This window comes from Viridibacillus sp. NPDC096237, assembly GCF_050278625.1.
Lineage (GTDB): Bacteria > Bacillota > Bacilli > Bacillales_A > Planococcaceae > Viridibacillus.
Map to the genome: position 1 here is coordinate 13,177 of NZ_JBNNTI010000016.1, position 19,756 is coordinate 32,932.

The following is a 19,756-nucleotide window of genomic DNA, read 5'->3' on the forward strand; positions in this document are numbered from 1 at the left end:
TCCTTCCTGTCCTAGATCTCTATAACAGCCGCAGCCCAGTTTCCATCAACCCCAAATGATGGAACAAGAACTTTAGTACCTTGCTTTAAATTTTCTTCGTTTAACAGCATATCGATTGAAAGTAAAATACCTGCCGAACACATGAAACCATACTCTTTTGCACTGTCAATAATTTGTTCTTCTTTTAAATTGAAATGTTTTCTAAATCGATTATAGTGTGATTGGGTTGGACTGTGAATGACGACTCTTTCTATTTCTTCCCAAGATATTTTTGCTTTATTTAATGCCTGTTCTATTACGGTTTCGAGTATTTTAAAAACTTGGGTTTCAATTTCTTTATAATGCGAAATATTTTGAACCTTATAGACAAATTTCCCCTCTTTACAAGGTTTATCAGCAATAGGGAGTTTCCAACCTCCCACTTCGTTATAAATAACATCATGGTATTTGCTAATGGTCTTAGTGACGATAGAAAGAATTCGATTTTTCTGATAACCTTTCTCTAACAAGAGACTTGCTGCTCCATCACCTAAAACTGCATCACCCAATAATCTATCTTGACTATGAAATCCCCAAGATTGAGGAGAACCTATAACTCCAAAACGAGAATCATCATTTGCTCTCAGGTGATTCAATAGCAGCCTCATTAACATCAAGGAAGAGTTTCCTCCTTGTATTAAATTAAACGAAATTATGCGATTAACCCCTACTTTATCCATAATTTGTCTACCGTGCATTTGAAAAAGATAATCCCCATAAGATTCTTCGTTAAAGAAAAAATATTGGTCTTCCAAATCCTGGAGTGAAATTTTCGCTTTTTCTACCATATTCCGAATAGACTTGGCCCCTATTTCGTATGGAGTCTCATCTGATTCTGCAATTCGGATTGACACCACATCTCCATGAGGAGATATAATTGATCGTACTTCTTGAGGTAAGAAGATCCCTACAGATTTTATACCAATAGTTTCCTTTTCCATAATTATTCCCTCATTTCTTTAATAACGGATAACCCAACCATGGAAGTCCATTAAACCCATCACCGCAAAAGAAAGAAGATTGCCTTTTTTAACTCGCCCTTCTTTCATGGCTCTCTTTAAACAAATAAATACATCACATCCAGATACATGTCCTATGTCGTCAATATAATCAACTGGAGAAAGATTTGACGGTAAATTAAACATTTCCAACATACTCTGATTTACATATTTTTGTTGATGTACGAAAAATACTTGACTTAAATCAGATGTACTGTATCCTGCTTTTGCTAGCGATTTTTCTATCGTTTTTTTACAAGATGGAAATATTAGTGGTTTAATCTCCTGTCGAAATTGCAATGCACTAAATTCAAAATTACTATATACGTTCCCATCAAATGTCATATCCTTTGAAAATGGCGTTACAGTTCCTCCAACAGGCAACCTTTGCATAGTCGGGAAAATATCACTTACTTGACTATGGGCTAAGATTTCTAGTTCTTCACAATTACGTTTCAACACTAGAACGCAAGCTCCATCAGAGATAAATTGAGGCCATGTTTCTCCACTTATTGCTTCTGATAATACAATTAAACATGTATTAATTGAATCATCTTGTTCAAATAAGTCGTAAGCAGATCTTACAGCTGATCCTACTGCGTTACATCCACCAAAGATATCAAATGTAAAGGCATTGTCACAGCCTAACAAACACTGAACTTTCGCACTAGTCTGCCAATACAAATATTCAGAATTATAATTGTTGCAAATGATTACATCCACATCTTCTGCTACAATTTCTGCTTCTAACATTGCTTGTTTGGCTGCTTGAACAGCCAAGTCTGTGGGTGTTAATGGTTGTTCTAAGACATATGTAGAATGGCAACCCATTCTTTCCCAAACATCCCGTCTTAATCCATTAGGTTTTGCATAAGTCTCCCACGTATCAACAACTTTTTCAGGAAAAGCTACACCAATTCCAGCTATACCAACCATACTATCCACCTCTTTAATATTTTATTAGACAGTCATAATAGCTGCACACCAGTTCCCATCTATCCCTATAGAAGTTACTAACACTTTGCTGTTTTTCGGCAATTCAAGAGAGTATACTGCTTCATGCAATGAAAGTAGCAATCCTGCTGAACACATATAACCATAGCAATTTACTGTTTCAACTACAGAATCTTTGCTTATTTTTAGGGATTCAATTAACTCCTTTGAAACTTGAGGAGTTTGGCTATGTAAAACTAATAAATCAATTTCATTACGTGAGATACCAGCTTTTTTCAGAGTGTCTTCAACTACTTCAATGCCTATTTCCACACTTCTTTTTTTCAATTCGTAATAGTGTTTCTTATTAATTAAGCTATATTTAAAACGGCCTTCTTGTATAGATTTTTGGTTTATTTCTTCTAAGTAGCCGCCCACTTTAAATGCAGCAATGTCATGATATTTCCCCATTGTCTTAAATGTAAATGCGTCAAAACAATATCGGTTACTTCCTTTTTCCAACAATAGTACTGCAGCTCCATCACCGAGTACTGCATCGCCTATCTTTCTATTATCAGTATGATTTTCCCAATTATTACTAGATGATACACCACCGATATAACCTTCTGGATCATTACGCAAATGATCTATTAAAAGCTTAATAGCAAGCAATGAACAATTTGAAGATTGGTACAAATTATAGGTATGACAAGAACCTATTTGAATTTCGTCCAATATCTTCCTACCTACCAGTTGAAATAGAAAATCTCCCGGAGCGTCATTGCAATGTAACCAGTGTCCTAAATCTTCTTTATTTATTTCTGCAATGGTAATTGCATTTTCCAATGCAATTGCTCCCATTCGATAGGTAGTATCATTTTTAGCCGCCTTGTGAATGATAATCTTTTCACCATCACCAGTGACTGTATTCATTTGTTTTTTCGGCAAATATCTGCCAATCGATTTAATACCTACAGGAATTTTAGTTTTCATATGAAAAAAATCCTTGTCCGACTTTACGGCCAACGTGTCCATCATATACTTTTTGTCTAAATATTGGACATGGTGCATAACGTCGGTCACCTAGTAATCTTTCCATAGATTCCATCCCTCGAAGTGCAACATCAATTCCCGTTTGATCAACTAATTTTAATGGACCAATAGGTACATTTAAACCAAGTTTGGCTATGGTATCAATAGCTTCTTCATCTGCTATACCTTGCATCAGTATATAGGCTGCTTCATTAATCATCGCTTGTGCTAACCTAGAAATTACAAAACCAGGAAAATCTTTAACGATTGCTCCAGTTTTATTGATATCTTTACAATATTCCAAGGACTTTTTCAACGTTTCATCGCTCGTAAATACAGAACGAATCACTTCAACCAGCTCCATTTTTGGAACTGGAGTTGCAAAATGCATGCCTACAATTCTATCTTTGTTAATAGCAAGTGATGATATTTCACTAATAGGAAGCGTTGAAGTAGATGATGCTAAAATTGTACTTGAAGGTTGGATTTCATCTAATTTTTTAAAAAGTTCTTTTTTCTCATCAATATTTTCAATAATTGCTTCCACTACTAGATCGACTTCTGGTAATTCTTCTAACTTACAATTCGAGATATTAGAAAGAAGAAATTCCTTTTCAATATTAGTTAGCCTGCCTTTATTAACCTCATTTTCAACATAAGACGACATCTTATCATCTCCATGTCGAGTAACTGTCCATACTTCGTAATCAGCCAAAGCAAAGCACTGTACAACACCTCTACCAATAGCCCCAATACCTATAACTGCAACTTTTTTTTTCCTCATAAAATCCCTCTCAATTCGTAAAATATATATATACTAAACTAATAAGAAATCTTCTTTTGCACACCAACGGATCGCGGATGCACCAAAAGACAACCCTGCTCCAAAAGCAAATGTAAATAATATGTCACCTGGTTTAATTCTATTTTCATTAAAGGCCTCTGATATAGCTAGTAGAATAGATGCACTGGATGTATTACCATATTTTTCAATATTAATGAAAGATCTTTCTAGAGGAATATTAATCTTATTCATAATTTCTTTAATAATGTTCAAGTTAGCTTGATGTGATATGAATAAATTAACATCCTTTAGAGAAATACCACTTTCTTCAGATAAACGTTTGATTAATTTTGGAATTTCCCCCGTCGCGAAATCCCAAATCGCACCACCATCCATATGAAAATATCCAAGTTTTTTTTTTAGTGTATCTTCAGTAGTTGGTATTGCTGTTCCTCCTGAAGGAACGTATGCAATAAAATATCCTGAAGGGTCATTACATAAAACCGTGTGAAGAATCCCGGTTCCTGGTTTACAAGCTCTCAGTAGTAAACAACCTGCTCCATCACCCATGATCACACATGTAGAACGATCTTCCCAATTGAGAACTGCTGAGTTTAATTCAGAGTTAACAACAGCAACGGTACTGTATCGACCAGTAGCTACATATTGTGCAGCAACGTCTACCGTAAAAACTCCTCCAGGACATCCACCAGCTCGAGCATCAATGGTAACAACATTGCTCAGCCCTGCCTTTTTTGCAATAAGAGCCGCCATTTGTGGACTATTGTAATCAGGCGTGTTTGATCCACAAACAATTAAGTCTACTTCTTCCAGAGATATTCCGGCATTTTCACATGCGTTTATTAATGCACTTACACCCATATCTGATGCTAGTTCACCAGTTTTAGCTACCCTTCTTTCCTTAATACCTATTCTTTTTGTAATCCATTCGTCTGTAGTATCAACTATTTTTTCTAAATCTGAATTGTATAAAACTTTTTCTGGTACGTATGATCCAGCTCCAAAAATCCCAACAGATCTAACTGGTTGGTTCATATAAATCGCCTCCTCATTCAAAATCTTCTGAATTCGATGAGTACTTCATTACTAATGACCCCCAATTAAATCCAGCTCCTATTCCCGCAAAAGCTATTATATCCCCATCTTTAATTTCCCCTTTAATTATCGCTTCGTGTAACACCGTAGGCATAGTACCGGCCCCAGTATTACCATGTTTAGAAACGTTAAATAAAGCTTTTCGCTCATCAATATTGAGCGTTTTTAGTACTTCTTTAATTAAAATGGCATTTGCCTGATGCAAAATAAAAAAGTCAACTTCTTCTATTTTTAATTCAGCATTTTTAATTGAACTTTGAAGAGTAGAAGGTAGTACGGTAGTAGCTTCTTTCCAAACTTCTTGTCCATTCATGTATAAATAATGCTGACCTCTATCTAACGATTCATGAGTTAAAGTATTTGAAGCTCCGCCATGTGATATTCCCGCTCCTCTAAAGTTCAACTTTGAATTAATATCCCATGCTAAGATTCCCATAGAAGGATCTTTAGTTCTTTGCAAGATCATTGCTCCACAAGCGTCTCCAAAAAAAACGCATGATCCCCGCTCATTTGGATTATAGATTCTTGAAAGAGCATCAGAACCGATCACAAGAACATGTGTCATTTTTTTATTCTGCAAAAAGTGTGCACCAACATGCATACCATATACTAATCCAGAACAGGCTACCTGAGTTAGATCTAATGTAATTGCTCTAGATGCACCTAGAGCCTCTTTAACAATTAAAGCTGTAGAAGGTAATGGATAGTCAGGTGTTATTGTAGCAATAATAATAGCATCCAATTCATGAGCCTTCACGTTTGCTCTGCTCAAAGCTTGTACAGAAGCAGCTATGCACATATCAGAAGTTGTCTCTATATCACTTAAGTGACGTCGCTCAATAATACCTGTTTTCTTCTCAATCCATTCACTAGTAGTTTCAAGACGCTCTTCCCAAAATTGATTGGTTATTACTTTATCAGGAACATACATTCCGGTCCCTTTTATTCCTACTCCGTAGGTTAGTCCTGTCTTATTTACTATTTGAGGCAATTCTTTTATTAAAACACTCAACTTAGTTCCTCTTTTCTATCAATTTAAGCCCACAAAAGACCACCATTTACTTCTAAAATATGACCATTAACATATGAACTCGATTCTGTTGCTAAGAAAAGAGCTGCTTTTGCAATTTCTTCACCAGTACCAGAGCGTCGCAATGACATGCGTTTTTTATATTTCTCCCATATAAGTTCCTTTTGACTTAATGATTCACCCATTCCTTCCTCAATAATACCTGGAGAAATACAATTCACCATAATACCTTTAGAACCAAGCTCTATAGCTGCTACTTTAGTAAACATCTCTACACCTGCTTTAGATGCACAATAATTAGCCTGCCCTATATTTACTCTTGAGGCAGCAGCAGAAGAAATATTAATAATGTGACCACTTCCTTTTTCTAACATATGAGGAATCACGGAATGAGTACAATTAAATACCCCAGTCAAATTAGTATCAATTGATTCAAACCACTGATCATAGGTCATTTTTATAAGAGTTGAATCTCTTAACACCCCTGCATTGGCGACCATAATATCAATCTTTTCAAACTTATCTATTATTACTTTAATCATATTTTTTACCGATTCAGGTTTTCTTACATCTACCTCGCAATACATAGCGCGCTCATTAAAAGGAGCAGTAAATTCTTCAAAATCATATGGTTGTCTACCAGCACAGATTACGATTGCACCCTCTCTTAAAAACCCTAAAGCAATAGCTTTACCTAATCCTTTGGTACCGCCAGTAATGATGACTACTTTATTTTCCAATTTCATTCTTCATCTCTCCAAGTTAATATAGTGGTTACAATAGAATAATATAGCTTACCCAAGCAAAGCTTCACTCTTTGAAAACTACATTAGCAGAACAAACTACTAGACTTATTAATAAAAAAAACTTATGATTAATGCCATCACCATGTATATATCCATTAAGTCTATCACCCCTTCTATTGATTTCATGCATAATCATAATGCAGTTAAAATTAATGTAGTGTTAGAAAATAAGTGATTTGTATTAAAATGGTATTAAGATTTAAAACTTAAGATAAAAAAACAGGAATCAAAAGAAGCATTAGGGAATCTGAAGATATTTCTTGGTTTGCCGCTGGTGTAGGTAAAACGTATTCAATGCTCGACACAGCCCATCAAACGAAAAAGCTAGGTTTGGATGTAGTTGTTCCAACTAAGCACAATTTTTCGTGGGTAATATTGCCATGTTAATTTATTTTTTGTAATTTTTGTAAAATTTATTATTATGATAAATTCACTTTTCCATCAACTAGAATTAAGTGTAAAATACTTAATGATTACTTAAAAATATGCATAAAAAACCCTAAGAAGTTAGGAGTTTTTTCAAATTAATCTATATGACCGAAATATATAAAAAAGCTTCCTACAATTAATAGTAGGAAGCTTACACTTACGTTCAAATTTACTTTAGAGGAATTTCCACAGTGGCTGTAGTCTCTAATTCAGTTGATGAATCAATTGAGATTTTCCCATTATATTTATTTACTACTTCTTTCACAATAAATAAACCTTGCCCTCTTATTTTTCCTTGTTCTGCTTTTTTTGTTGAATATCCTTGCTTATATATATATTCATTCTCGATAATCTCGGGTCCTGTATTCGTAATCTTAAATACATACTTCGTATCATTTGCTTGACAGTCAATCATTATTTTGCGTTCAGCTTCTGGTAATTCTATTGCTGCATCAATGGCATTATCAATTAAATTAGATAAAATTATGATTAAATCCGTTGTTTTGATTTTATCGAATGAATCATGAGAAATCGTAAAATCTATATCAATACTATAATTTTGTGCAGCAAGTTTCTTTGTTTGTAATAATATTGAAAGACCAGGGTGATCTATATTTAATTTTAGAGATTCAATCGCCTGAACTTCTTTAGACAGAGATGATAAGTATTGTTGCGCCTGACCAACTTCTCCTAATTGTAATAGTCCGTGTAAAACTTGAATATGATTGGTGAAATCATGTCTTATAGAGGATATTGAGGTGATTAAAGTTTTAAGTTCTGATTGATATGTATCTTCTGTATACCCTACTTCCTTAGTCACTTCTTTTTGATACCATCTTTGCAAAAATAAGAAGGAGCCAATTACAACCAATATAAATACACCATTAAAGACAAGCATAAATAGATTATTTTTCAGCACTTTTCCTTTAATATCATTAAGTGTATTGACACCAATATCTATAGCAAGGTATCCGATCACGGTACCTTCTTCATTCTTTATCGGTGCTCCTACAGAAACATAGGAACCATTATTGGGATCCTCAATTACACCCGTTACAAATGTATCCCCTTGATAAGCTCTTTTGACTTGCGCTTCGGGTACTGTACAAATCTCTCCAATACTATAACCCTCGTCTAATTCCTTGGGTAATCCACCTATCATAACTTTAGATATCTTAGGATTATCAACTTCCAATGTGTAAACAAATAAAGCACCCAATTTTTTTCTTGCATCATTCAAGTAGTTTGTTAATTCCCAATAATATTCGTTTTTCATGGGGTTATTCAGAAATTTCTGATACGTTTCTATATCTATCTCTGTCGCAATGGATTTTGCTGCTTCTAGACTTTGGTTCGCTATTGACTCTTCAACCGTCTTTTTCATCTTCAAATAAGAGATGAATACATTTAAACCTGTAAACAGTAATAAAAGGACAGTAGATAACACTAAAATTAACCTGATTTTATTATTTTTCATACAAACTGGTACTTCCTCATCTTTTTTAATTAAAAGATAGATAATCATATAGATTATCTGGATTTCAAATAAAATATTCCATTGTTTATTAAACGAAATCAAGAACTATCTTTCCAACAATATCATTATAATATAGTAAATTCTAAAAATTATTTGCTATATCATACCTTCTTAAAGACATTGCTTGTATATCCTACTTTAATAACATCACAAAATCAATTTTTAATAATATAGAATAAAATATTTTATAAAAACCATTCAAAAGTTTGTCATTATTCTGTATGATTTTTGCAATCATGGGCGACGATGATAGATGCTACATATAAATGATACTATAAAAATAACCCTAAATCAGAAACATAGCCTCTCTAATTTAGGGTTTTGATTAGCGACACTTGCCAATCAAACAGGTCATAAGTCAATTAAGACAATAAACGACCATTACCTTAAGGTATCAAATAGAACATTTGATAATTTTTTACCTTAAATCAAATAAAGAGATTGAGGAATAGATAAAACTTCTCATTCTCTTTTTGTAGTTTTTGAGAGATTTTCACAAGGACAAGTCTACTTATAACTCACAGATTTGCTATCACCCTGTTTGGAATTTTCTGATAGTACACATTGCTAATATTGTTAGCAACTGAAATATTATTCCTAAAATAATTACAACTAAACCAAAATTAATGAGCAAAGAAGACTTACCCTTATTTGTGGTAATTTCTTCTTTTGCTTTTTTATAAGAAATAAACCCACCAATCGCTACGAAAAATCCTAATATCGGTATAAAAAAAGAAATTATTCCGTACAGTAAAGGCTCGAAATGATATTTATCTTTTGCCTTTATGGATTTCACCTAATTTCCTCCCCTTCTACATAATCAACTAATTTTCTAAAAAAAGAAAGGAACACAACTTCTGTTCCTTTCTATACTCATCAATAATTAGTTGAAGATAAACACTCTAGTTGGTGTGCTATATCTTGATGATAGTAATGGATATAACTATTTGATGAAACTTCTTACTTGCTCTTTGGGGCAGCAAGTGCTTTTTTTGTTGGCTGAATAACTTTACTTAGATATCTTGTTGGGAAAAATAGAACTGCATACCACTAAATAAGGTGATAAAAGCTAGAAGTGCTAAAATCCTTTTATTTTAAATTTTATTAATCAATTACTTAATAAAGAACCTAATTCATTTACATTATTAACAATATGCAGCAGTTCTTCCAAGACTAATTTCTTATCTATTACCATAGAATGCATATGAGAAACTCGTTGACTTTAGAATCTGTTAATGTCCCGTCTTAATCAAATATATATTTGAAAGTTCATTTGTTCTAACACCTCTTTATACCCTCTACATTTCTTCCGGTGCTTGAATGCCTAATAAACTCAAGCCTTCTTTAAGTACGGTAGCGACACTGGCGCATAATGTTAGCTTAGCTTGCTTAGCATTATTGTCCTCTAGTATTCTAGTGTGTGCATAATACTTATTAAACGCTCTTGAAAGCTCAATTAAATACTTAGCAATTTGTGAAGGATCTGCTAGTTCAAATGCTTTAACTATTACATCTGGAAATTCTTTTAGTTGCATGACAATTGGCCAAGCTTCAACTGATAACCCTTCATATTTACTATCTTTCGAATTATATTGACCTTTTCGAAGTAGTGAACAAATCCGTGCATACGAATATTGCACATATGGTCCTGTTTCCCCTTCAAAATTCAACATTTCTTCAAGCGAAAATTCTATATCATTCATACGATGATTTTTTAAATCGTGGAAGATAACAGCTCCTGTTCCAACTGCCTTGGCTACTTCTTCTTTTTGCTTCAGGTTTGGATTTTTTTCTTCTACATTATTCTTAGCTAATTGGATAGCCTCAGTTAATACTTCATCAAGCAGTACAACTTTTCCTTTACGAGTAGACATTTTCTTACCGTCTTTTAGCATCATGCCGAAGGGAATATGCTGTAATTCTTCTGCCCACTCATACCCCATTTTATCTAATACTCTAAATAACTGTTTAAAATGTAGTGATTGTTCATTCCCCACAACGTAAAAAGATTTTTTTGATTTATATGTTTCATGTCTATAAAGAGCTGCTGCTAAATCTCGAGTCGCATAAAGTGTTGTACCATCTGTTTTCTTTATCAAACAGGGTGGGATGTTTGATAAATTAACGACCATCGCACCGTCTGATTCTTCAAGAAGCTCTTTTTCCGTTAACAAGTTTACTATGCGCTCCATTTTGTCATTATAAAAGGCTTCACCAGTATATGAGTCAAATCGTATGCCAAGCAATGCATATACCTGTTCAAATTCTTTCAACGATGCTTCTCTAAACCATTGCCATAATTGTAGTGATTCTGTATCACCTTGCTCTAACTTTTTAAAAGCAGCACGTGCTTGATTATTTAATGAGTCATCATGTTCTGCCTCATCATGAAATTTCACATAAATCTTTAATAATTCACGTACTGGTGATTGCTCAATCAGCTCCTTTTCACCCCATAAATGGTAAGCCACAATTAGCTTTCCAAATTGAGTACCCCAATCGCCTAAGTGATTAATACGTACTACTTCATAGCCATTTTTCTCAGCAATATTGGCTAATGCATTACCAATAACCGTTGACCGTAAATGCCCCATTGAAAATGGTTTTGCGATATTAGGTGATGAAAAATCAATCGTAATCGTTTCGCCTTTTCCATATTTTCGTTGTCCATAAGTTGATTGACTATCCACAATACTCGATAAAACCACTTTAGAGATTTTCGATTGCTTGAGGAATATATTCACATACCCACCAACTGCTTCAACCTTTTCTATGATGTCATTCTTAATTTTCTCACTTAAATCTTTTGCTATATTATTCGGTGATTGACGGAAAATTTTCGCTAATGCAAAGCATGGAAATGCATAATCACCTAGATGTGCATATTTTGGTGTCTCTATTGTTCGTTCAATATCACCCTTTGCTAATTGACCTTCTACTGCTTCAAATAATGAATTGATTATTAATTTCTTGTCTTCCATCCTATTTACCTCCTCCAAAAATAAAAGCGCAGAGTACCTGGGGTTAAATACAATTGATACCTAAAAACAATAAAAAAAGCCCCCGTCTCTAATACAAGAGACGAGAGCATAATTCCCGTGGTACCACTCTAGTTGCCACAATATGTGACCACTTTCCATTGTTAACGAGGTGACTCCCCGATCTTTTCTACTGCTATTTCAAAAAGCTTCTCCAAAGTGCGTTTCATTTATGTTCCATGTATTAGGCTCTCACTATCCCTAACTCGCTAGACATTTCCCCATAAACTACTCTCTTTTTCATAGAATTCTTTTATTAAATTGTAATCATGTTATATTTAATTTGAAAATAAGTCAATGTTTGAGAAAAAATTTTTTTACATTAATTTAAAGACAATTCCTGTTATATATCAAATTTTATTAAGTAATTCAACCTTGTACAAATATCCCTTATCGTATTAGCCCTTCAAAAACATGCCTACCTTCTCCATTACTCTAGCTGACCCTATATTTTCTACTAAACATTTTGCTTGAATACTTATTAAATTCATTTCCATAAAACCGTATGTAAGGACTTCTTTAGCTACTTCATTAACAATGCCTTTTCCCCAAGCTATTTGCTGTTTTGGCTTCCATGACACAAAATCAATTGTCCCAATTAATGTACCTGTTTCTTTATTTTCAATACCCCAAAGAGCATACTGATTAAAACTCGTATTTACTTAAAATAAATTTTACAAATTGTTCTGTATCCACTACACTTTCATCCTTGGAAAGTTACTTATTTTAGAAACAGACCGTTTACTTTTAGGGAAAATTTCACTAGCAATAGTCGATTTCTCTTTTATATAAGCATCTATATTAAATGGATGAAGCAATGCATTTTGTTGCTTTAACAGTCCATATTTTGAAGCTTCAGCAGGATGACTTCTTAAATAATCTCGGAAGGCAAGATGTAAGTTGGAGAAAATCGGCTATATAGCTAAAGGGGAGAACGGTCTACCTGGACGACGGTATTTTGAAAAAGGTGGCTACAATCACACACACACCATGTCCATTTTTATGAAATAGGTAATGCGAACATTACGAGACTGGCATTATATCGATGACAGGCTTCGCTGGAAGGTTTTCAACTGAAGTACTACCAATGTGAAAGATATCATGAATCTTGTCACGGAAAATATCCCTTATTATCTTTTGCTCATTGTCGAATAGAGCAACCCATTCTTGCTGGTATTTTACTACTTCTACCTTTCTCATTTTTTCACCTCTACTTTAACAACCCTTTAAATTTCAATATATTCAGTTTATTTTAATTGTAGCATAACTAACTATTTATTTGTGTTAACTTATAAACACTTGAATAAATGATTAAAATCAAAATACCCAACCCAATAAAAAAAAGTGTAATCCCATTCTCAGGAATAAACTGCATTCCCCATATAAATAAACTCGCAATCATTCCTCCAATTACATTCATTAAACCTAAAATAGATAAGTGCGTCCCCCTTGTCTCCTTTGGAATTGACTTAGCCACTATGGATTGAAGTGTAGGCATATACAATAACTCTCCTAGTGCGACAAATAACATACCGATTATTAGCAAAAATGGATGAATTACATAGCTCATATAGATATAACCTATACATGACATGAATAGACCCATTAATAATGAATATCTTTCGGTAACTCTACGCACTATCTTCATCATCACAACTACGCCACATGCAACAATAACTGTATTTTCAAGATTTAAATAACCTATCATTTCATAACCTGTGACATTAAACTCGCCTTTTTCATATCGTGAAACTAGACGAATGCTCAAATAATTAGGGAATTGCTCTACTAATGTACTTATTACCAATGATCCAAAACACAAAAGGAAAAATAAACGAGAAGAAAACCATTTTGAAAATTTAATTGGTTTAATATCCGCAACTTTATTATGCTGCTCTATAATCGATGTTACGAAAGTATCGACTATAAAGAAATATGTACAACTAGCTGAAATTAGCGCCGCAATACCAACTACTAAAAACAAAGTAGTAGCATGTAGTTCAAAGTAAAAAGCACCGACAAGACTTCCTACTGCAAATGCGACATATGAAATCCACATGAAGTATGTATAAATCAATTTTCGATTATCCTCCGTACTAGCATCAATTATTAGAGCACCATATGCGGGATTGACTGCGCTTTCGCAAAAATAAATCAGAGCGAATGTAATAAAAATAGGTACGACTTGAAATTGATCCAAACTATTAAAATAACTAATGTTCATAAAGCCAATAGCTGTTGTAACTTCACTAATTATTATTACTTTTCTCCTACCGATTCGATCTGTTGCTCTGCCGCCAATCACATAGCCTAGCATACTAATAATCGCTATGATTAATATCAACGTGGTTGTTAATGAAAGACCAACTTTCCCTGAAAAATAAATAACTGTATAAGGTAACACCATTGTATGAGCGAAAACTGATAAAAACTTCAATAACATTCTTACTTTAATTGTCTGATTGAACTTCAAAAAATTCATTTTATCTCCCCTTTTTACATTAATGATTGATTAATCAATCATTAATTATCTTAGAATAAAGACCGAATAAAACTACTTCGGTCCAAATAAACGTATTGCTATTTGTGTATATGTATTTATTAAGTCTTCTCCTAATTCATCTATATATGACAACTCCAATCCAAATAACAGGCTAATATAAGCAGTAGCAATAAATTCAGAATTCCCTTCAACGAATTGTCCTCTTTGTTGACCATTTTCAATCAATTGACTAATTTTTCTAATCAATTCTTGCGTTCGCTCATAGACCAACTGAAATACTTCTGGGAATTGTTCGTGAGTACCATTCACTTTAATAATCAGCTGTAAGTATTTTTTTTGTTGCGAGAAAAGTATTAAATGAGATTTAACCATTCTAGAAATTTCATTTAACACGTCGTCTGTCTTCGTATCAAATTGTAAAAACTTCTCAACTAGCTGCTCCATTGGCTCCTTTACTGATTGAAAATAAAGCTCTTCTTTGTTCTCAAAATAAGTAAAGACTGTACCGAAACTAACCCCTGCTCTCTTTGCAACTTGTGCTACAGTCGTTTGTTCATAGCTATTTTCTGCAAATAATTGTATTGATGCTTGTAATATCTGATTTTTCTTTTCTTCCATTGCTTTCACTCTTTTATCAGAAGTCATGATGATAATTATTCTCCTAACTTATTATTTGATTGATTTATCAATCATATATAAAATAGAATAATATGTAAATACATTATTGATTTTCAATAGAAAAAATCATTAATATCAAAATAAATCATTAAGAATCAATTAAATTCATAATAATGGATATTATAGAGGTTTTAGGCTCATTAAATAACAGAAAATTCTTAATTTAAACAGCTTTTTATGAAAAAATTAGCCATATGAATCATTATACTATTCTGACATTTAAGCATATTGCTATTCCATCTTAGACTTTTTTGTATATAATGGAGAGACACCCACTTTTAGGTGTAAATAATATGATAAAGGAAGTGAAGGTTTATGATTACTTTACGCATTCACAAGGAAAATTCTGAATATGTGGTGAAACGTGTCAGCAACCAAAATGCCGATCAATATTCTGTGCACACCGCTGAATCGCTCTATGAAAGTTTGTTTCATTTAGGTCGTAAAATGCATATTAGTAACATCCATTTCAACATTCCACATGATTTAAAATCTAAATTAATATCTTTTTTATCCATTGAATTTCCTGCCGAGCTTTACGATTATCATATTAAGATTATTGACTAAACCTATACCTCTTTGATTATATCCTCATGAAGTGACAGTCAGTAACCATCTAGGTGCGATTTTAAATCGTTCCTGATGGTTTATCATACATATTGTTTCATGTCATAAAAACACCGACATAGCAATCCTTTCGCCATGTCGGTGTTACATATTCATTATTCTTTAAATTGCAGCCCCTTTTCATGGAGCGCTCCTTTTAATACCTCTATAGCTTTAGGCCCCATACTATGAAGTGCATTTAGAGTTTGTTCATCAATTGTTGATAGCTGCTCTATCGTCGTGATTCTTACGCTATTAAGTGCCCGTATTGCTGGTGTAGACATACCTTTAGGCCAGTTTTCCATAACTATTCCCCTATCGCTTTATTTTGAGTTGCAGAAAATACAATTTACCACTCATTTACTTCGATATCATTTGTCTTCACTACATTTTTTCTAATTTTATATAAATTAGTTATTACACCAAAGTAAATACAATAAAGATTAAAGAAAAAATAACCGAACTGGTTAGGATAAATATCAATTGTAATCTCGAAAATACGCTTAAAGTACTTCGATTTTTAATTTCCCCAATTGTCTTTGCAACTTTTATATTCATTGGAATAAAGAATATTGTGAATAGAACACTAATAAGTAATAGGACGAGTATTAATGAAATAATGGGTGGTATATTTAATTCCCAAAGAAAAGCTGACACAACAAATATCGGAAAACCTATCCAAAATCCAAATGGAAAGAATAATAAAACAATGGCAATAATCAGTATCATAAAATCTTTCTTTAGAAAGTCACGATACGCATTACTGTATATACTCATAGCTGATCACGACCTTTAATTAAAATTTTGCTAGTTTGTTGATTAGTGGGCAAGTAGTATTTTAATTTTATATCTCCATATTGTTTATAAGATAAATTTAGATAAATTTCAATTTCTATCTATGAAACATATTTGTTAATCATAAAGGTCCTAATATTCAATGTTGAGATAAATACAATTCTATAGATAATACCTCTATTTCTTTTATCGACCTTTGTTATTCAACAGTTAACCGAAAACCATCCTGTTTCTTTTGAAAATTCTTTTCTGGTTAGGTTATGTCCAGAAATTATTTGGCGATAAGAAGTAATTGTTCATCGTGCGATACAATATAAATTTTCTCTTTATATAATTGTTTACAATTAACGAATCAATCTTTAATAAAATAATAAAGATATTCGCTTAGTTATTAGTAAGACAAATCTCGAGAAAATACTGAACAACGACAATAAAGAAAAAGAATTTAAAAAAAGTATTAACACACCTTTTATCAAGCAATCAAAAAGATTACTCCAACAAATAAACATGCTACGATATATTGAGAAATAACAAGATAATGACGTTTCACTTCTTTACGATATCGTAACTCAGTGTACAATGGGTAAGCAAACATCATTGTAACGAGTACGAACGCGACAACAATATTCATAACCCCTAACAGATAAAGATTACTAAGTGCTATTAATACAACAAGAAGCCTAACGGTAATCGTAATTATCTTTTGACGATTATTGATGAAGCGCTTTGTTCTTTTTAGAATTGGATTTTTATCCCTTATAATAAGACCTACAAAATAGGTTAGCATATAACTTGCCATCCCCAAATATAAGATCATTTGAAGGTTACCTTCCAACGGTTTAACAAACTGATACATATTTAAATTTACTGCCGTCTTACCTTGCACTTCATACATTTGCCCTGAATCCATATCTTTCATATAAACTGAATTACTATTGCTGTCATTAATAAAAAATGCTTTCAGACGTAATTCTTCGTTCAGGTTTCTCAAACTATATTTAATTCTAATATCGCGAATGTCCATTGATTCCTTATTCCAGGTTACTTGGCTTACAGGCTTTGCTTCTTGAATTGCATTTTCTAAACTCTTTACCCAACTATCCGTGTATCTCCAATCAAGATCGAAAACACCAATATAAAACCATGGATTATTAGCTGCAAAAAAGTGCTCAGAATGCGTTTCTGCTATATATATTTTTTCAATACTTGACTGACCATCTACCAGTTCGGAAAGCTTCGTACCTGTATGAATTGATCCTTTATCCATATTTAAAGAAGGCAATGTTACGATAAATAAGCACAAAATTGCACATAAAGTTATAATTGCAAAAAGTGGTTGCCATTTAAACTGTGACTGCTCTTGATACATCCTTTTAAGCAGTTGCTCCTTAGATGTTTGTTTCAGCACCGGATCTCGCTTTACATCATAGACTTCATCTAGTGAACGTTCTATATCCTTCGTCATCTAAGATCACCTCTTTTCCTACGATTTTTTTCAATGCTTGCATTGCTCTTATTGTGTTGTTTTTCACCTTAGCCTCTGTCCATCCTAGTATTTTTGCACTTTCCTTAATAGACAAGCCCTCCATCTTACGTAAAATAAGTGCTTCTCTATATTCCAACTTCAACATCATGAGAGACTTGTAAAGAAGTGCTATTTCCTCACCTTTTTTTTAATTTCACTTGGAATGGATGACATATCTATTAACTCATGCTGCGCAACAAAAGGAATAAAGCGGATAATCCTTTTCCTTCGGTAGTAATCATAAACGAGATTTCTGGCGATTTTCCTTAACCATGTTTGAATGCCTGCCTGTTCTCTAAATTTTGAATACTGTTTAAATCCACGAAAAAATGTTTCTTGCGTCAAATCTTCCGCTGTTTCCTTATGACCAACGAGTAAAAATAAGTATTTATAAATTGCATCACTATGTAGTTCATAATAAAGTCCAAATTTCTCCTGATTCATCTGGCACCCCCTTCCTAAACTATAGACGAGTGAATCCTTCAAATGAATCACCCATTATTAAAATGATAAGTGGACGAAACACCTAGGTTCTTGATTTAATACTTCAGCGCCATAATACTACAATGATTGATTGAATTTACAAATCAATATATAGTCTGGAATCGAGTTAGCGCAACAATCGTCGCACTTAACGCAACAATCACCTCAGTTAGTGCAACAATCCTTCGACTTAATGCAACAAACAGAGCAGTTAGCGCAACAATCCACTCAATATGCTCTAGAGTGCCTCATTTCTTGAGTATATAAAAGATGTGCTAGTTGAAAATTCGTAAATGCGATATCAACTGAAGCCTCTTAAAAATAAACTTAAATAAATTGAAAATAGGATCTATTTTGAATTTGATAGTTCAAAATAGATCCTATTATTCTCCATAAATCGCCTTTTATAATACATGTTAAGTGTTCATCTCTTGCACTTTCAAGTAGACGTTATAACTGTTTGTAAAACGTTCTCTACCAAGTCATTATTGTCTTTCGCGGTTTTTTAGTGACAACATCTTCATACATAGCAGAATGTAATAAAGAAAGGAATCTACATCTTAGCCAACTCTCTTCGTACTTTTCTAAATAAGATAAAATCTCCATATTTTACACCCCTTTAAATTTTTTGTTACATGAGTATGAAGTATTCTCTTAGTCATTTAATACTTATTTCCCCATTAAAAATTCACTTCAATTTTTAAACGAAAAGCCATTTTAAGCAGCCTTATGCCCCTTAACACAAAGCCATTTAGTGTTATTAATCTCATAAAATTTTACTGAATTAAAACCCGCATTTTTAAATAATTGCTCCAATTCATCTTTAGTTTTATAGGATTTCATATGATAGTTAATTTTGTACGTTTCTGCAATAATTAAGAAATGCCCATTTCGATTCAACACTCTAAAGATTTCTTTAACCCCGTTTTCTAAATCTATCCAAAAGTAATGTGTTTGAAAAGCTGTAACTATATCAAATGTATGATCTGGAAAGGGAATGTCAGTAACACTTGCTTGAAGGATGTTTACTTTACCCTTTTCTACATCTTGTTTATTTGCTCTAATTGAATCTTTTACTGCTTGTTCTGAATAATCTATACCGCTTATCTTTCCGGATGTATTCCGTTTAGACAATAATTGTATTGTTTTACCTCCGCCACATCCAACGTCCAACATTACTGCTGATTCTCTTATCTTTATCTTCTCTAAGGCCCATCGGTTCATACTTGTATGTGCGGAATTCATAATTCTTAACATTATTGAGCCTATGATTCCATTTGGATTTTTAGCTTGTTCTATTAATCTATTTAGTAAATTCAACGCCATCCCCCATTTTTATAAATTCCATAGTACCATAACATTAACATATTTTACCTTCAAAAAAAAAAAAAACTAGCAGTGGAATTTCTATTGAAATCCACTGC

Annotated in this window: 22 protein-coding genes and 1 other annotated feature; of the genes, 2 read left to right on the forward strand and 20 right to left on the reverse strand. The window is 33.0% G+C overall.

The window, feature by feature from the left end; all coding sequences use genetic code 11:
• Positions 1-11 precede the first annotated feature (11 nt).
• From ACQKMD_RS10665 to ACQKMD_RS10695, 7 genes are read right to left on the reverse strand one after another with little or no spacing between them, the layout of a single operon-like run.
• Positions 12-980 (reverse strand): 3-oxoacyl-[acyl-carrier-protein] synthase III C-terminal domain-containing protein, encoded by a 969-nt coding sequence (locus tag ACQKMD_RS10665; RefSeq protein WP_427751866.1) that lies wholly within the window; start codon positions 978-980, stop codon positions 12-14.
• 18 nt (positions 981-998) lie between these two features.
• The gene (locus ACQKMD_RS10670; protein ID WP_427751868.1) at positions 999-1,973 is read right to left on the reverse strand and encodes a 3-oxoacyl-[acyl-carrier-protein] synthase III C-terminal domain-containing protein; all 975 of its coding nucleotides are present in this window, start codon (positions 1,971-1,973) and stop codon (positions 999-1,001) included.
• A gap of 24 nt (positions 1,974-1,997) precedes the next feature.
• Entirely contained in the window at positions 1,998-2,963 is a 966-nt protein-coding gene (locus tag ACQKMD_RS10675) for a 3-oxoacyl-[acyl-carrier-protein] synthase III C-terminal domain-containing protein (RefSeq protein WP_427751870.1), read from the reverse strand.
• Positions 2,953-3,786, reverse strand: a complete 834-nt coding sequence (locus tag ACQKMD_RS10680; protein ID WP_427751872.1) for a 3-hydroxyacyl-CoA dehydrogenase family protein — start codon at positions 3,784-3,786, stop codon at positions 2,953-2,955. Before ACQKMD_RS10680 ends, ACQKMD_RS10675 begins: the two co-directional genes overlap by 11 nt.
• 33 nt (positions 3,787-3,819) lie before the next feature.
• Complete coding sequence (locus ACQKMD_RS10685) at positions 3,820-4,842, reverse strand: 3-oxoacyl-ACP synthase III family protein (RefSeq protein ID WP_427751874.1); 1,023 nt, start codon at positions 4,840-4,842, stop codon at positions 3,820-3,822.
• A gap of 13 nt (positions 4,843-4,855) precedes the next feature.
• On the reverse strand, positions 4,856-5,914 hold the full coding sequence (locus tag ACQKMD_RS10690) for a 3-oxoacyl-ACP synthase III family protein (protein ID WP_427751876.1): 1,059 nt from the start codon (positions 5,912-5,914) through the stop codon (positions 4,856-4,858).
• A gap of 23 nt (positions 5,915-5,937) precedes the next feature.
• Entirely contained in the window at positions 5,938-6,678 is a 741-nt protein-coding gene (locus ACQKMD_RS10695) for an SDR family NAD(P)-dependent oxidoreductase (protein WP_427751878.1), read from the reverse strand.
• A gap of 354 nt (positions 6,679-7,032) precedes the next feature.
• Here ACQKMD_RS10695 and ACQKMD_RS10700 point away from each other — a divergent pair, with 354 nt between their 5' ends.
• Positions 7,033-7,125 carry a hypothetical protein gene (locus ACQKMD_RS10700; protein ID WP_427751880.1) on the forward strand — a complete coding sequence of 31 codons (93 nt, stop codon included), beginning with the start codon at positions 7,033-7,035 and terminating at the stop codon, positions 7,123-7,125.
• Between the two features lie 211 nt (positions 7,126-7,336).
• Here ACQKMD_RS10700 and ACQKMD_RS10705 read toward each other — a convergent pair whose 3' ends face one another.
• The 8 genes from ACQKMD_RS10705 to ACQKMD_RS10740 form a co-directional block, all read right to left on the reverse strand.
• Complete coding sequence (locus ACQKMD_RS10705) at positions 7,337-8,644, reverse strand: GHKL domain-containing protein (RefSeq protein WP_427751882.1); 1,308 nt, start codon at positions 8,642-8,644, stop codon at positions 7,337-7,339.
• 592 nt (positions 8,645-9,236) lie between these two features.
• Positions 9,237-9,500 (reverse strand): hypothetical protein, encoded by a 264-nt coding sequence (locus tag ACQKMD_RS10710; protein WP_427751884.1) that lies wholly within the window; start codon positions 9,498-9,500, stop codon positions 9,237-9,239.
• Positions 9,501-10,002: 502 nt separating this feature from the next.
• A complete protein-coding gene (gene argS, locus ACQKMD_RS10715; RefSeq protein ID WP_427751885.1) occupies positions 10,003-11,685 on the reverse strand; it encodes an arginine--tRNA ligase in 1,683 nt (560 codons plus the stop codon).
• 93 nt (positions 11,686-11,778) lie between these two features.
• Positions 11,779-11,995: a binding site (T-box leader), on the reverse strand.
• A gap of 145 nt (positions 11,996-12,140) precedes the next feature.
• The gene (locus ACQKMD_RS10720; protein ID WP_427751950.1) at positions 12,141-12,368 is read right to left on the reverse strand and encodes a GNAT family N-acetyltransferase; all 228 of its coding nucleotides are present in this window, start codon (positions 12,366-12,368) and stop codon (positions 12,141-12,143) included.
• Positions 12,369-12,437: 69 nt separating this feature from the next.
• Positions 12,438-12,653, reverse strand: coding sequence for a GrpB family protein (locus ACQKMD_RS10725; RefSeq protein WP_427751952.1), 216 nt, complete (start codon positions 12,651-12,653; stop codon positions 12,438-12,440).
• 112 nt (positions 12,654-12,765) lie between these two features.
• Complete coding sequence (locus tag ACQKMD_RS10730) at positions 12,766-12,942, reverse strand: GrpB family protein (protein ID WP_427751887.1); 177 nt, start codon at positions 12,940-12,942, stop codon at positions 12,766-12,768.
• 67 nt (positions 12,943-13,009) lie between these two features.
• Positions 13,010-14,224, reverse strand: a complete 1,215-nt coding sequence (locus ACQKMD_RS10735) for an MFS transporter (protein ID WP_427751889.1) — start codon at positions 14,222-14,224, stop codon at positions 13,010-13,012.
• 72 nt (positions 14,225-14,296) lie between these two features.
• Positions 14,297-14,890, reverse strand: a complete 594-nt coding sequence (locus tag ACQKMD_RS10740) for a TetR/AcrR family transcriptional regulator (protein ID WP_427751891.1) — start codon at positions 14,888-14,890, stop codon at positions 14,297-14,299.
• Between the two features lie 348 nt (positions 14,891-15,238).
• Between ACQKMD_RS10740 and ACQKMD_RS10745 the strand changes: the two genes are divergently transcribed.
• Entirely contained in the window at positions 15,239-15,490 is a 252-nt protein-coding gene (locus ACQKMD_RS10745) for a hypothetical protein (RefSeq protein WP_427751893.1), read from the forward strand.
• A gap of 155 nt (positions 15,491-15,645) precedes the next feature.
• On the opposite strand, the gene ACQKMD_RS10750 is transcribed toward ACQKMD_RS10745, so the two are convergent.
• The 5 genes from ACQKMD_RS10750 to ACQKMD_RS10770 form a co-directional block, all read right to left on the reverse strand.
• A complete protein-coding gene (locus tag ACQKMD_RS10750; protein ID WP_427751895.1) occupies positions 15,646-15,834 on the reverse strand; it encodes a hypothetical protein in 189 nt (62 codons plus the stop codon).
• Between the two features lie 962 nt (positions 15,835-16,796).
• Positions 16,797-17,789, reverse strand: coding sequence for a hypothetical protein (locus ACQKMD_RS10755; protein ID WP_427751897.1), 993 nt, complete (start codon positions 17,787-17,789; stop codon positions 16,797-16,799).
• Positions 17,758-17,982, reverse strand: coding sequence for an RNA polymerase sigma factor (locus tag ACQKMD_RS10760; RefSeq protein ID WP_427751954.1), 225 nt, complete (start codon positions 17,980-17,982; stop codon positions 17,758-17,760). The genes ACQKMD_RS10755 and ACQKMD_RS10760 overlap by 32 nt, the downstream gene beginning before the upstream one ends.
• The gene (locus tag ACQKMD_RS10765; RefSeq protein ID WP_427751899.1) at positions 17,979-18,293 is read right to left on the reverse strand and encodes an RNA polymerase sigma factor; all 315 of its coding nucleotides are present in this window, start codon (positions 18,291-18,293) and stop codon (positions 17,979-17,981) included. The genes ACQKMD_RS10760 and ACQKMD_RS10765 overlap by 4 nt, the downstream gene beginning before the upstream one ends.
• A 756-nt stretch (positions 18,294-19,049) precedes the next feature.
• The gene (locus ACQKMD_RS10770; protein WP_427751901.1) at positions 19,050-19,652 is read right to left on the reverse strand and encodes a class I SAM-dependent methyltransferase; all 603 of its coding nucleotides are present in this window, start codon (positions 19,650-19,652) and stop codon (positions 19,050-19,052) included.
• Positions 19,653-19,756 lie beyond the last annotated feature (104 nt).

What these genes read in the sequence shown, in the direction of transcription:
- ACQKMD_RS10665 (WP_427751866.1), bottom strand. Translation starts at nt 980, where the DNA reads ATGGAAAAGGAAACTATTGGTATAAAATCTGTAGGGATCTTCTTACCT.
- ACQKMD_RS10670 (WP_427751868.1), bottom strand. Translation starts at nt 1,973, where the DNA reads ATGGTTGGTATAGCTGGAATTGGTGTAGCTTTTCCTGAAAAAGTTGTT.
- ACQKMD_RS10675 (WP_427751870.1), bottom strand. Translation starts at nt 2,963, where the DNA reads ATGAAAACTAAAATTCCTGTAGGTATTAAATCGATTGGCAGATATTTG.
- ACQKMD_RS10680 (WP_427751872.1), bottom strand. Translation starts at nt 3,786, where the DNA reads ATGAGGAAAAAAAAAGTTGCAGTTATAGGTATTGGGGCTATTGGTAGA.
- ACQKMD_RS10685 (WP_427751874.1), bottom strand. Translation starts at nt 4,842, where the DNA reads ATGAACCAACCAGTTAGATCTGTTGGGATTTTTGGAGCTGGATCATAC.
- ACQKMD_RS10695 (WP_427751878.1), bottom strand. Translation starts at nt 6,678, where the DNA reads ATGAAATTGGAAAATAAAGTAGTCATCATTACTGGCGGTACCAAAGGA.
- ACQKMD_RS10700 (WP_427751880.1), top strand. Translation starts at nt 7,033, where the DNA reads ATGCTCGACACAGCCCATCAAACGAAAAAGCTAGGTTTGGATGTAGTT.
- ACQKMD_RS10705 (WP_427751882.1), bottom strand. Translation starts at nt 8,644, where the DNA reads ATGAAAAATAATAAAATCAGGTTAATTTTAGTGTTATCTACTGTCCTT.
- argS (WP_427751885.1), bottom strand. Translation starts at nt 11,685, where the DNA reads ATGGAAGACAAGAAATTAATAATCAATTCATTATTTGAAGCAGTAGAA.
- ACQKMD_RS10730 (WP_427751887.1), bottom strand. Translation starts at nt 12,942, where the DNA reads ATGAGAAAGGTAGAAGTAGTAAAATACCAGCAAGAATGGGTTGCTCTA.
- ACQKMD_RS10735 (WP_427751889.1), bottom strand. Translation starts at nt 14,224, where the DNA reads ATGAATTTTTTGAAGTTCAATCAGACAATTAAAGTAAGAATGTTATTG.
- ACQKMD_RS10740 (WP_427751891.1), bottom strand. Translation starts at nt 14,890, where the DNA reads ATGACTTCTGATAAAAGAGTGAAAGCAATGGAAGAAAAGAAAAATCAG.
- ACQKMD_RS10745 (WP_427751893.1), top strand. Translation starts at nt 15,239, where the DNA reads ATGATTACTTTACGCATTCACAAGGAAAATTCTGAATATGTGGTGAAA.
- ACQKMD_RS10750 (WP_427751895.1), bottom strand. Translation starts at nt 15,834, where the DNA reads ATGGAAAACTGGCCTAAAGGTATGTCTACACCAGCAATACGGGCACTT.
- ACQKMD_RS10755 (WP_427751897.1), bottom strand. Translation starts at nt 17,789, where the DNA reads ATGACGAAGGATATAGAACGTTCACTAGATGAAGTCTATGATGTAAAG.
- ACQKMD_RS10765 (WP_427751899.1), bottom strand. Translation starts at nt 18,293, where the DNA reads ATGAATCAGGAGAAATTTGGACTTTATTATGAACTACATAGTGATGCA.